The following is a 12,762-nucleotide window of genomic DNA, read 5'->3' as shown; positions in this document are numbered from 1 at the left end:
CTGACGTTGAAACCTGGCGCCCGCTCGCTCCCACCGCCTCGTGAGCAGTGAGTCGAGCGGGCGTTTTTTGCGGTTGGCTCAGCGAATACCGGCGCCGGCCAGGGACTCCGACGACCACTGCGCCTTGGAGAGCGGATCGATGTACTTGATGCCGCCGTAAGGCCCGACCACGCCGTTGATGTTGTAAGAACCACCTACCAGGTCGTAGATCATGAAGGGCGTGGAATCCGGGATCTGCTTGTCGTAGCTCTGGCTGAGGAACGCGAAAGAACCACGATAGAGCTGACCACGGGCGTCGTATTGGTCAGAGGCCAGAGCGGTCCAGCTGTCTTCATCGAGGTAGAAGCGGCGCTTCTGATAGATGTGTCGGGCGCCGGCCTTGAGGTTGCCTTCCACCACCCAGACGCGGTGTTTTTCCCAACGCACGTAGTCGGGAGCCAGGTGATTGGCGGTGGTCAGCGACTTGGGATCCTGGGCGTAAGTCAGCTTGTAGGTGTTGTACGGCACGATCATTTCCTGCTTGCCCACCAGCTTCCAGTCGTAGCGATCCAGTGCACCGTTGAACACGAAAACATCGTCGTAGGTACCCGCGCCGGCGGTGCCGGGGTTAGGCGTGTCGTAAGCCAGGTTCGGTGCCAGCTTGACCCGACGCTGGCCAGGCAGGTATTGCCAGGCGCGACGCGGCTGTTGCAACGGGTTGGCGGCGTCCTTGAGCATCACCGCTTCACCGGCCCGGCGCGCAGGGCCGGTGTAGGACAGCTTCATCTGGTAGTACACGTCGGCGCTGCTGATCGGCTGTGTCAGGTTTTCGTAGATCGGATAGGAAATGAACGCCTGCCCGGTGGTCGCCAGGCTCGGCACGCCGGCGGAATCGACGTTCCAGGAGTCGTACTTGGAGTTGATGCTCACGCCTTGATAGCGCAGCAGGAAGTTCCACATCGCTTCGTTGCCCGACTGCGGGATCGGGAACGGCACGCCCGGCAGCACGTTATCGATGGCCAAACCGCCTTCGAGGGACTTGGCGCCGCTGGCATTCTTCACGCCGTTATCGAGGATGGCTTTGGGCAGCGAAACGGTGCGGTGGGTCGGGTAGACATTGACGTGGAAGCTCGGGAAACGTTTGGCCAGTTCCGCCGTGGTTGCACTGAGCAAGCCCTTGTACTGATCGACGTTTTTGCCATCGATCACCAGCAACGGTTTCTCGTTGGCGAAGGGATCCGGGCGCATGCTGTCACCGGATCTGAAACTGGCCGGCGGCGTGGTGAGGCCACCGTCATAAGCGGGGATGGAACCATCAGCGTTCCCGGCCTTTTCGGCGCCCACCAGGGTCAGGCTGCTGCCCAATTTGGCAACGTCCTGAGGTGAAACAACGGCCTGTGCCTGGGCGGCAAGGACCATGGCCAGCGAAGCGGCCAACACGGTTTTGGCGAATTTCATCTTGTTATTCTCCTGCTTGCATTGAGCAAATCAGTGGTGAATCAAAAAGTGGTTTTCATCGTCAGGTACACGGCGCCACGGTCCTCAGTCGTGGCCCCTCCACCGGAGAAGGCTGAGTAGCCACCGGCGTAACAGGCGTAGTTTTCATTGCCGCTAAAGGCATTGGGTGTGGAGCCGTCGCCGCTGCCGGCATTGGCCGCGCCGGTACTCAGACCGCTGGCGTTGCACTTGTCGGTCTTGCCGAAGGAGTCCACGTACTTCAGATCAACGAAGTATTTGTTGTACACAACGGCGCCGAGGCCGATGGCGTAGTTACCGGTGTCTTTGGCACCGCCACCGGACACTGGCGACACTCCGGCAAGGCCCACGTTGACGGACATCGGTGCATTGAGGTCGACGCCGGGAAACACCTGGTACCAGGTTGGTGTGAAGTTGACCGCGATGCCCCAGTTGTCCCGGGTCGGCTGGTCTATGCCGCGATAGGTGTCCTTGCCCTTGTAGAGCGCATCGTTCTTGCTATCGAGCTTGAGCAGGTTGCTGTAATACAGCTCGCCCAGCAGGGTGGCCGAATCGAACACAGGCGTTTTAGCAATGGTCATCAGACCGTTGAGCGTCCAGTGCAAGGTGTCGCCGGTGGCGGCCATGCTGTCGCCTTTCTCCGGGGTGTCATACACCACACCGGTGGCAGCCGTACGCGCCGGCAACAGGCCAAGACCCGCGCCCAGGCCTAGCGGACTGTTCGTGCTGACAATCGCCGGAATACTGGCCAGCGGCATGTTGTGACGAATGTTCAGGTCCGACCCCACACTCACCCCGCCCACATCCTTGGACAGGCTCAGGCCAACGATCTTGATGTTGTCGGCATAGGCCATTTGATAGGTGGCGGTGCTCAGCGAGTTGAGCGTGTTGACCACCGCAGGCACTTGCCCTGCCGGCCGGGTGCCGTTGGGGTTGGCCGAACTCAGGCCCCTGGCATCCAGCCAGGCTTGCGGCAGGATTTCCGAGGTTTCGCGGTAGTAAACGCCGAGGGTGCCATCCAGCCAGGCCGGAGACCACTTGGCCATAACGCCCCAGTCACCGCGCTTGTCCGGCGTTAGGTCGTGACCGCGACGCACATTGGTCAGCCCGTTGCAGGGCGCCAGACCACACCCCAGCGGACTGCCCGGCACCACGCCATTGGTGTTGCCCAGCAGGAACGACTGCGCACCGAAACCGACCAGATCGGAACCACCGTAATAAGTGCCTGCTTCCGGCAGGCGCGCGGCGTCCCAATCGAGGAAATACTGGGCGCCCACGGTCAGTTCGGGATTGACCGTGAATGACATCGACAGCTGGTTACGCGGAACGAACAGTTCCTTCGCTTCAGTGCCCGGCGAGGCGGCCAGTTTGGCCAGGTCCAGGCCCGATTGGCCGTAACTGATCGAGTGCACCGGGTTGAGAATGGTCTCGCCCCAGAACACGTTGTGCTGTCCGGCCTTGACGCTCAGCAGCGACTCCTCGCCCACTTCGGTGCTGTAGAACACGAAGGCATCGAGGATTTCACCGGACGGACCGGTGTAGTAACGCTGGGCATAGTTGCTCAGGTGCGGGCTGCCGTTGCCGACGTTGTCACCGGTGACCCCGGCCAGACGTGGGTCGTTGGCGACCAGCCCCGACCTTGCGTCGTTGCCGTTGACGAACGGGTTGGAATTGGAACCGGTGTTCTCGTAGGCCTTGTCGTACCAACTGGCGGCGCTGACACGAAAACCCATGTGGTTCTGGTAGACCACATCCATCTCGGTCAACAGGTCAACACGGTTGGTGATGTTGGTCCCGGCCTTGCGGAAGTTGTAGTCGCCGTCGTTGTTGTTCGGCGTTGCCAGCATGCGTTTGTCAGCGCTTTCGGTGCGTACGCCGTAGTTGTACTTCACGGTGTTATCAAGGCGCACGGTCCAGTCCGGGTTACCGGTGTCGAGCTCGACCGCCTGCGCGACCGGCACGGCGGCGGCCAGAATGGCCGAGGCCAGCAAGGTGTAACGCGAGGGTGCGAACCCGTGACTCTTATTGTTGTGCATTGCGTTGTCTCCGCCTTTTTGTATTTGTTTTAAGCGCCGCCGCCCTCGCGCAACCCCTTGTTCCAGGGGTTTACGTTCTTCAGGAGTGAGGGCAAATGCCGGATGGCGCGGGCCAACCGGCGCCTGAACTAGCGGTCCAGCTCGAGGATGAGTGCTTCGGCGTGTGGCCAGCGCCCATACCCGGCAGCAGGATTGAGATGACCGACTTCGCCGAGATTGAGCAGTTCGCTGCCCCAGCCTTCGGCCATGCGCGTGGCGGCATCCAGGCTGGCGAGGTGGTCGTTGGTACTGGCGGCCACCAGACTGCGGAACGGCAACCGGCCTTTGGGTAGAGGGTCCCAACCCTGGGTGCGCAGGGTTTCAGCGGATGGGTAGCCTTGCGGCCATTGGGCATCGAGGTCCGGCGGAGCGGCCAGCAACGCGCCTTTGATCGGCCGACTGTGCCGCGCAGCCCAGTGCGCAACCATCAACACGCCGGCGCTGTGAGCGACCAGAATCACCGGCCCGTCGATCTGCTCCAATTCATGCTGAATCGCTTCGACCCGCTTGCTGCAATCAAGCTTGTCGGTGTCCAGCGGCGGCACACTGCGTACCTTGCACAGCCTGGCTTCAAGCAGCGTTTGCCAATGTTCGGCAACGTGCTCGCGCAGACCCGGTACGATCAGAACAGTTGCGGCAGTTTGCAGTTTGTCCACTTCAACACCTTCGCTTTCTCGATGACTCGACTGGCTCTATGCGCCAGGGGCTTTTTGTAGGACTGACATTAAAGAGCGCCCGCCCGAGGCGCTTTTCATTGGACGTCAGGCACTTTTCTTTTCATGACAAATTTCCAGGTGTTGGCGCACGGCGACCACTGGTCGAATATCCCCGCAAGTTCTCTGCAGCTCACTGTAATCAATGGGTGAGCGTCGATTGCTGCACAACGGCGGTGTGATTTTGGACAGCATTGGGCGAGCGCCCTCGACAACGTCGCAACTGTTCAATTGTTGATGTGCTGGATATAGTCGCCACGCAAATTTGAATCGCAACCGGCCCAGGAAAGACCTTCGCATGCCCAAGCTTGTTCGCGCCGCCGTCTTGACCAACTACCTGGAAGTCACTCAGTACCTGGGGTTCAACCCGCGCGATGTACTGGCCGGCGTCGGCTTGACCAAAGCCAAGCTGCAAGCCCCTGAACATCGCATCCCCATCGATGCCGCCGTGCGTCTGCTGGAGGATTCGGCCGTCGCCAGTGGCTGCCAGAGCTTCGGCCTGAGCATGGCCGAGTCGCGCCAGCTCTCGGACTTCGGCGTGGTCAGTCTGCTGCTCAGCCACCAGCGGACGCTGCGTGATACGTTGCAAGTGTTGGTGCACTACCGGCATCTGATGAACGATTCGCTGGCCCTCTTCATCGAGGAGGCTGGCAAGATGGTGATCATTCGCGAAGAGGTGGTCACCGAATCGCCGATGCCCTGCCGACAGGCCAATGAACTGGCCATCGGGGTGATGTTCCGCCTGTGCGCCGCCCTGCTCGGCGCACACTGGCATCCCTACAGTGTCAACTTCACGCACCAGCCTCCCGACAACCTGCAACTGCATCGCCGTCTGTTCGGCTGCAAGCTGGAATTCGGCAGCGAGTTCAATGGCATTGTCTGTCCCAATGCCAGCCTCGACATGACCAACCCCCATGCCGACCCGGCCATGGCGCGCTACGCGCAGAGTTACCTCGACTCGCTGCTGAGCCACGAAGGCCCTTCGATGCTGTTCGAGGTGCGCAAAGCCATCTACCTGTTGCTGCCGATGGGACGCGCCACCATCGAGCAGATCGCCCAGACTCAGGGCATGAACGTTCGGACCCTGCAACGCCGCCTCAAAGACGACGGCTGCGCCTTCAACGACCTGATCAACGACGTGCGCCGTGACCTGGTATTGCGCTACCTGGAAAACCCGAATTACTCGTTGGGCCGGATCGCCGACATGCTCGGCTACTCCATGGCGAGTTCCTTCACACGCTGGTTCATCACCCAGTTCGGCATGCCGCCGGCCGCTTGGCGCAGCGCGCAAAAACAACCCAAGGCACCCAGCGAGCCAAGCACCCTGCCCGGCTCCTCGGCCCCCTGAATCGACTGAACGGGACGCAAAAAAAACGGCGACTGCTGGTACAGTCGCCGCAAAAAACCGATGTTTGTGACACCGGTCGGGAGCCCCACTGCGACTAGGAGTCGACCGCAGTGCAGCCCTGCCATAAAGCGTATTGCGTGAGGATCTAAAGCCCCCAACGCAGCAACAACAGCACCAGCACGACAAGGAACACCGTCTCCCCCACCATCAGCAGGATCGGCTTGATGCCCACCGCCGCCAGCTCCTTGAGCTGGGTTTTCATGCCTAGGGCGCTGATGGAAACCACCAGGCACCAGCGCGACAATTCATTGACCGATCCCTGCACCACCGGGGCCACCCATCCGGTGCTGTTGATACAGGCCAGAATCAGAAACCCGACGGCGAACCAAGGCAGCAGCGGCGGTCGTTTGCCGGTCGGGTCGGCGCCCTGCATGCGGGTAATCATGGCCGCACACACGATCACCGGCAGCAGCATGGCGACCCGCATCAGCTTGACCACCGTCGCCGTATCGCCGGTCTCGGTCGACATGCTGTAACCGGCACCGACGACCTGAGCGACATCGTGGATGGTCGCCCCCAGGAACACGCCCGCCACTTGTGGCGACAACGATAGCCAGTTGGCAATCATCGGGTACACGATCATCGCCAGGGTCGACAGCGCCGACACCCCGATCACCGTGAATAACGTCGCGCGCTCTTTCTGCGGATGATTGGGCAATGCCGCCGCCAGTGCCAACGCCGCCGACGCACCACAAATTGCGGTGGCGCCACCGGTGAGCATGCCGAACAAACGCTGAAATCCCATGGCCTTGGCCGCGATCACCGAGACACCGATGGTCACCACCACCACAATCACCACCAGCGCCACAGGCTTCCAGCCCAGCGCGGCAATCTGTTCGAGGGTGATGCGCATGCCCAGCAACGCCACGCCAATGCGCAACACCGTGCGCGCCGTGAACTCGATGCCGGCCTTGCAGGCGCCGTCACCGGCCAGAAAGTTCAGCGCCATGCCCAGCAACAAAGCGAACAACATCACCGGCGCGCCGTAATGCTCGGACAAAAAGGACGCTGCGGCAGCAACGATCAAGCTGACGACAAAACCTGGCGCCAGTTCGCGCGTTCGGCTGTGGATACGGGTGAGAGCGATGGCGCTCATGGCGCGGCCTCCTCGGGAACGATGACGATGAATGCCTGGCCGTCGATGATCTCGACCGGGTAGTTGGCGACTTTGACAGCAGTGGAATTGAGCAAGTAACCGCTGCGCAGATCGAAACGCAGGCCATGGGCGCAACACTGAATCACCCGCCCCTCAAGGCGCCCGCCACACAGCGAGGCGCCCTGGTGCGGGCAACTGTCGTCGATGGCGAACACGTCACCTTCGACGTTGAATAACGCCAGGCTTTTGTCATCGAATTCGAACAGCGCACGACCGCCCGCCTGCGGGAGTTTTCCGGCAGGCACGGGGATACGAACGCTCATGCCGGTTGCCGCTCGTAATCACTTTTCTTGAGTGATTCGTTCATGGCCCCGAGCAGCGCCTGAGCAGGTTGTGCACCGATCACCGTCATGCGGCGGTCGAACTGAAAGCTCGGCACGCCACTGGTCGCGCCGGGGAAGCCATCGAATGGCGTGGCGTCGCCCTTCAGGCAATCGAGCACCACGTCCGTATCGACGCCGCAGGAGCGGGCAATGGCGAGCAAGGTCTCGCGGCACCCCAGGTTTTCGCGTCTGCGGAAATAAGCGGTGAACAGCCGTTCGAGCAACATTTCACGCTGAGTAGCATTACCCAGTACGCTGACTCGTTCGAACAAACGGTGGGCGTCTGCGGTGTTGGGCATCGTCTCGATGTGGCTGAGGTCGATGGTCAGTCCAACCGCCGCGGCAGCCTGCTGTACCTGGGCCTGGCGCATGGTCATAGCGTCGGCATTGCCCAGACGTTTGCGGTAGAAATCGGCGAAGGGCTCACCTTCTACGGGCAACTGAGGCAGCAACTGCACGCCATGCCACACCGTGGTGATCTGCACATCCGGGTGCCGACTGCGAAACTGCACCTGCGCATGCTCCAGTTGACGCTTGCCGATCAGGCACCAGGGGCAGATGAAATCGAAGAACACATCAATACGTAAACGACTACTCACAACTTCACCTCTAACACCGCTTTGCTCATCGAATCGTGGACGTGCTCGCCCTTAAGCCGGGCAATGTCCTTGTGGTAATGACACTTGGCATAAAAGAACACGGCCGCAGCCGCGATGCTGACCAGCGGCACCCACTGAAAGGCGGCCTGCAAGCCAATGAGGTCAGACACCTTGCCAGTGATGAACGGCCCAGGCGCCAGCCCCAACATGTTGTTGGCCAAGGTCAGCGTGGCGAAGGCCGTGCCGTGGACCGAGTAATGGGTCAGGTTGGCAACCATCGCTCCGCAAGGGCCGGTCGTGCCGGCGGCAATCAACATGCCCAGGCAGATCAGCGCCAATTGCACAGGCCCTGCCGGCAGGGCGAACGCCGCCGACAACAACAGGCAACTGCCCAGGCAATAGGCGATGGCCAAGGAGACTTTGTGCTCTGGCGAATGGCGCGACAGTCGATCGCTGAGCATGCCGCACAGGATCATCCCCGCACCGCTGCACAGCACGATGATCGCCGCGACGCCGCCCGCCTTGTCCGTGGCCATGTCGTAATAACGATTGAGGTAACTGGGCATCCACACAATCACGGTGCCGCCGACGAACAGTTGCAAGCCACTGCCGATGTAGGCAGCGATCACCGAGCGGCTGGAAAACAGCGTACGCAACGGACGCTTGACCGCTGCCGCCGCCTTGTTCGCCGCCCGGGAGGCACGTTGCGGCGCAATGCGCGCTTCCTTGACGATGACCGGGTAAAGCACTGCCAGTAGCAAGCCGAACAGCGCCATGCCGGCAAACGACCAGCGCCAGCCAAGCTTGGCGGCGATTGCACCGCCCAGCGCCATCCCTAATACCGAACCGAACATGCCGCCCGCCATGAAGGCACTGGCCAGCGTTGCACGCAGGTGCTTGGGAAACACCGAAATCACCACCGCGATGCCGACGCTGCCGTACGCCGCTTCGCCGACGCCGACCATGAATCGCGCAATGAACATCTGCTGATAGTCCTGCGCCACGGCGCAACCCAGCGTCGCCAGACTCCACAGCAAAGCCATCAGCGCCAGGCTCTTGACCCGCCCGAAGCGATCCGCCAGCAATGACAGGGGAAATGTCAGCAGCCCCACCATCAGCGCGACAATGCCACTGAGCAGGCCGAGCTGGCCGTCGCTCAGGGCCCATTCGCCCTTGAGCATCGGGAACACTGCGTTCAGCACCTGGCGCGACATGTAATCGGAAATCAACAGCCCGAACGTCAGTGCGAAGACGATCCAGGCATACGGACGCGCGACACCGACAGCACAGTCGTCATCGTCTGCGGCGATTGGGTGAAAGGCCATGCAGCCTCCTCAAAGCTTTGTTTTATTGTTGTTATCAAGCGTGTTGCAGTGCAGCGAGCGGGAGGCCATTGATCTCCCGCTTCGTCTGCCGATCAGCCGCGTTGCGGCACACCTTTCTGCCCGGCCTTGCGGTTGGGGGCCATGCCATTGGCCAGCAGCGTTTCTTCGATGCTCTGGTACTTCACGCCAATGCGGTAGATCTCACGCGCTTCTTTACCGGTGGCGATTTCGCGACCCAGTTCATGAGCGATGCGCACGGTCTGCTTGATCTGTGCAACTGAGCCGAAACGATCGCCCTTGTGATCAATGATAGTGTCTTCATTGCCCACACGCGGGTGCATACCCATGGCCATCGACATGGTGTTGAACGGCATGACGTTCTTGAGCAGCGACTCGGAGGTCAGGGTGCAACCGTCTGGCGCACGGTGGATGAAGTTGAAGAAGTTGAAGGGATTGGGGCCATCGAAACCGCCGCCGATGCCGATCCAGGTCAGGTTCAACGGGCCCTTGTAGACGCCCTTGCGCACCAGGCGCTCAAGGGTTTCCATGGCGTGCATGCCGGTCAGCTGGAAGTGCGGCTGGATGCCGTTATCCATCAGACGCTTGAGGTGTTCGGCGACCCAGGCCGGGCCCGCCGGTACGGTCATTTCGCTGTAGGCGGCCTGATACAGGGGATTGGCCAGGGACGTGCCTTCCAGGTATTGCGGATACAGCAGTTCCATGATGTTCATCTGGGTGGTGTTGATCGCCACCGTGACCTGATCCGGTTTTGGCGTCAGCTCGGCCAGCATGTGGCGCGTATCGTCAGACAGCCACTTGGCGGCTTCGCCATCGCTTTCCGGCGCGAAGGAAATCGAACCACCGACCTGGATGATCATGTCCGGCACCGCTTCACGCACACCGGCGATCAATTCGTTGAACTTGGACAGGCGCTTGGAGCCCTTGCCGTCCAGTTCACGCACGTGCAAGTGCAAGACTGTGGCACCGGCTTCATAACACTCGACCGCTTTTTGCACCTGTTCGTCCATGGTCAGCGGGATGTCTTCGGGGAAGTCTTCCGGCATCCATTCCGGGCCGTACGGGGCCACGGTGATGACCACCTTTTCCATGTTTTCCGGGTGCAGGGAATCGTCGAAGAATTGCATGAGTTACTCCTCTTTTTATGATTGTCGCGCCCACCCGGGAGCGTGCCGGGCAGACGTCTTTACGAGTGCGAATGCAGAAGGGGTCGATCAGTAAGTCTTGTCGCCGATGATTCCGGCGCGATCCATCTTGCGATGGCACGGCGGGTAATCCATGACGGCGTAGTGCTGGGTGCTGCGGTTATCCCAGATGGCGATGCTGTTGGGTTTCCAGCGCCAGCGCACTTGATACTCGGGGATGTACGCCTGGCTGATCAGGTAGCGCAGCAACTCGCTCGCGCCCGGGTTGGCGTCCTGGCCAAAACGCACCCGCTCAGGGGTGTGGTAGTTGCTCAAGTGCGTCGTGAAGGCGTTGACGAACAGCACCTTTTCCCCGGTTTCCGGGTGGGTGCGCACCACCGGGTGCTCGGCATCCGGGAATCTCTCCCTGAGTGCCAGACGTTTTTCGATCGGCATGGCCGCACCGAAGCTCGCTTCGATGCTGTGGCGCGCGCGCAGGTCGGCAATCTTCACCTTCACGTCTTCCGGCAAGCGCGCATAGGCTTCGACCATGTTGGCCCACATGGTGTCGCCGCCCACCGGCGGGCACTCCACGCAGCGCAGCACGCAGCCCATCGGCGGTGCCTCGCGCCAGGTCGCATCGGTGTGCCAGGCGTTTTCGTAGCGGTCCGCCGGCTGGTCCGGGTTCTTGTAGATGCGCACCAGCCCCGGATGATCCGGGTCGCTGCCCGCCACCGGGTGATCTTCCAGCTCGCCGAAGCGACGGGCGAAGGCCACGTGCTCGGCGCGGGTGATGTCCTGGTCGCGCAGGAACACCACCCGATGCTTGAGCAATTGCGCACGAATCTCGGCAAACAGGCCATCGTCATGCACCGCGTCGGCAAGGTTGACGCCAATCAGTTCGGCGCCAATGTTGCAGGTCAATTGTTCGACTTTCATGGCAGACGACTCCCTTAAATGACGAAAATCGACGAGCCCGTGGTCTTGCGTGATTCCAGGTCGCGATGGGCCTGCACGGCATCCTGCAAAGCGTAGTGCTGGTTGATCTCGATCTTGATCCGACCGCTGCCAACGTGGTCGAACAATTCGCCGGCCAGGGCGGCTTTTTCCGCCGGGTCGGCGATGTAGTCGGCCAGGGCCGGCCGGGTCATGAACAGCGAGCCTTTCATCGCCAGCATCACCGGGTCGAAGGCCGGGATCGGACCGGATGCCGTGCCGACGCACACCATCAGGCCGCGACGCTTGAGCGAATCCAGCGAACCCATGAAGGTGTTCTTGCCGACGCTGTCGAACACCACGTTGACCCCCACGCCATCAGTCAGCTCGCGAACGCGCTGGGCGACGTCTTCATGGCTGTAATTGATGACATGGTCGCAGCCATGGGCCCGAGCGATTTCACCCTTGGCCTCAGTGGACACGGTGCCGATGACGTTCAGGCCGAGCAGCTTGGCCCACTGCGAAACGATCAGGCCTACACCACCGGCGGCGGCGTGCAGCAGAATGCTGTCGCCGGCCTTGAAATCGTAAATGCGCCGCATCAGGTACGACGACGTCAGGCCGCGCATGGTCATGGCCGCGGCGGTCTCGAAACTGATGGTTTCCGGCAGTTTGATCAGCGGCGCGGCCGGGATCAGACGCTCGGTGCTGTAGGCGCCCAATGTATTGAGAAAACCGGTGTAGGTGACGCGATCACCTACGCGAACATTGGTTACCCCCTCGCCGATGGCCTGGACCACACCGGAGGCTTCAACCCCCATGCCATTGGGCATCGGGATCGGGTAAGTGCCATTGCGAAAGTAGGTGTCGGCATAGTTCAGGCCGACCGCCACATGGCGAAGACGAACCTGGCCTGGACCGGGATCGCCCACTTCGACCTCCTCATAACGGAGGACTTCGGGACCACCGGTTTCGTAGAAGCGTACGGCTTTGGCCATTTTTTCTTATTCTCCAGTCTGCAAGTTGGGCGTGCTGCGTCGAATTGCGCTGATTGGACTGTAGGACGCCGTCTGGCGAGTCGCTTCTCATCAGACGACAATGGCTTTTCATTTCATGACAACTGCGTGCCTGTACAAATCCCGGAAACGAAGAAGCCCGGCAGGCGGGCCTGATGCTGTTCACTTGAGGTTGGGGTACATATCCGTTTTTGCGGCCACGGCTGCTGGCGGTTTCGCTTTTACAGCGAGTCACTTGGAAAAGCCCCAAGTAACCAAGGGCTCTTGCCCCTGTCGTTCGGTGCCTCGCTTAGGCTCGGCATGCCCTCGCTCCGGTCCTGCTCCGTGGGCGCGGTGCATCGAGATCAAAAGCTGCAGGCGAGCTAACGCTCGGCCTGTTGAGTGGTGAGAAGCAAAAGCTATACGCCGATCTGCTTTATGTGGGAGCGGCGGTGCGACGATTCGACTTGCTCGCGAAGCGTTTGATCTTGCCGTTGCCGTTGCTTTTGATTTTGATCTGTTGCCCCTTTCCCAGAGGCCGAACGCAGGCATTGCGCAGGGGGCACCGCGGCAAGGATGCCGCGGTAGCCGCCCCCGGCCATGGATGGCCGATGGCGGCGGGCCCCCGGAGCAAT

11 protein-coding genes are annotated in these 12,762 nt (G+C 61.2%); 1 reads left to right on the top strand and 10 read right to left on the bottom strand.

All coding sequences use genetic code 11. From position 1 onward, the window contains the following. Positions 1-78: 78 nt before the first annotated feature. The 3 genes from ACMXYJ_RS13820 to ACMXYJ_RS13810 all read right to left on the bottom strand — a co-directional run bounded on the left by ACMXYJ_RS13820 (position 79) and on the right by ACMXYJ_RS13810 (position 4,186). Positions 79-1,437 (bottom strand): DUF1329 domain-containing protein, encoded by a 1,359-nt coding sequence (locus ACMXYJ_RS13820; protein ID WP_415760255.1) that lies wholly within the window; start codon positions 1,435-1,437, stop codon positions 79-81. A 41-nt stretch (positions 1,438-1,478) separates the two neighbouring features. Beyond that, a complete protein-coding gene (locus ACMXYJ_RS13815; protein WP_415760254.1) occupies positions 1,479-3,491 on the bottom strand; it encodes a DUF1302 domain-containing protein in 2,013 nt (670 codons plus the stop codon). 128 nt (positions 3,492-3,619) lie between these two features. Beyond that, positions 3,620-4,186, bottom strand: a complete 567-nt coding sequence (locus ACMXYJ_RS13810) for an RBBP9/YdeN family alpha/beta hydrolase (RefSeq protein WP_415760253.1) — start codon at positions 4,184-4,186, stop codon at positions 3,620-3,622. A 355-nt stretch (positions 4,187-4,541) separates the two neighbouring features. On the opposite strand from ACMXYJ_RS13810, the gene ACMXYJ_RS13805 reads away from it, so the two are divergent. After that, positions 4,542-5,591, top strand: coding sequence for an AraC family transcriptional regulator (locus ACMXYJ_RS13805; RefSeq protein ID WP_415760252.1), 1,050 nt, complete (start codon positions 4,542-4,544; stop codon positions 5,589-5,591). A 145-nt stretch (positions 5,592-5,736) separates the two neighbouring features. Here ACMXYJ_RS13805 and ACMXYJ_RS13800 read toward each other — a convergent pair whose 3' ends face one another. The 7 genes from ACMXYJ_RS13800 to ACMXYJ_RS13770 all read right to left on the bottom strand — a co-directional run bounded on the left by ACMXYJ_RS13800 (position 5,737) and on the right by ACMXYJ_RS13770 (position 12,130). After that, on the bottom strand, positions 5,737-6,747 hold the full coding sequence (locus ACMXYJ_RS13800; RefSeq protein WP_415760251.1) for a YeiH family protein: 1,011 nt from the start codon (positions 6,745-6,747) through the stop codon (positions 5,737-5,739). Beyond that, the gene (locus ACMXYJ_RS13795; RefSeq protein ID WP_415760250.1) at positions 6,744-7,070 is read right to left on the bottom strand and encodes a Rieske (2Fe-2S) protein; all 327 of its coding nucleotides are present in this window, start codon (positions 7,068-7,070) and stop codon (positions 6,744-6,746) included. Before ACMXYJ_RS13795 ends, ACMXYJ_RS13800 begins: the two co-directional genes overlap by 4 nt. Next, positions 7,067-7,729 carry a DsbA family oxidoreductase gene (locus ACMXYJ_RS13790; RefSeq protein ID WP_415760249.1) on the bottom strand — a complete coding sequence of 221 codons (663 nt, stop codon included), beginning with the start codon at positions 7,727-7,729 and terminating at the stop codon, positions 7,067-7,069. The genes ACMXYJ_RS13795 and ACMXYJ_RS13790 overlap by 4 nt, the downstream gene beginning before the upstream one ends. Beyond that, positions 7,726-9,054, bottom strand: a complete 1,329-nt coding sequence (locus ACMXYJ_RS13785) for an MFS transporter (RefSeq protein WP_415760248.1) — start codon at positions 9,052-9,054, stop codon at positions 7,726-7,728. The genes ACMXYJ_RS13790 and ACMXYJ_RS13785 overlap by 4 nt, the downstream gene beginning before the upstream one ends. Before the next feature lie 92 nt (positions 9,055-9,146). Next, positions 9,147-10,199: a 3-keto-5-aminohexanoate cleavage protein gene (locus ACMXYJ_RS13780; protein ID WP_415760247.1), complete on the bottom strand. Its 1,053-nt coding sequence runs from the start codon at positions 10,197-10,199 to the stop codon at positions 9,147-9,149. 87 nt (positions 10,200-10,286) lie between these two features. Continuing rightward, the gene (locus ACMXYJ_RS13775) at positions 10,287-11,135 is read right to left on the bottom strand and encodes a TauD/TfdA dioxygenase family protein (RefSeq protein ID WP_415760246.1); all 849 of its coding nucleotides are present in this window, start codon (positions 11,133-11,135) and stop codon (positions 10,287-10,289) included. Between the two features lie 14 nt (positions 11,136-11,149). Continuing rightward, a complete protein-coding gene (locus ACMXYJ_RS13770) occupies positions 11,150-12,130 on the bottom strand; it encodes a quinone oxidoreductase family protein (protein ID WP_415760245.1) in 981 nt (326 codons plus the stop codon). Positions 12,131-12,762: the final 632 nt, after the last annotated feature.

The organism is Pseudomonas arabinosi (genome assembly GCF_047758675.1).
Lineage (GTDB): Bacteria > Pseudomonadota > Gammaproteobacteria > Pseudomonadales > Pseudomonadaceae > Aquipseudomonas > Aquipseudomonas arabinosi.
This window is presented reverse-complemented; position numbering and strand designations above follow the sequence as displayed.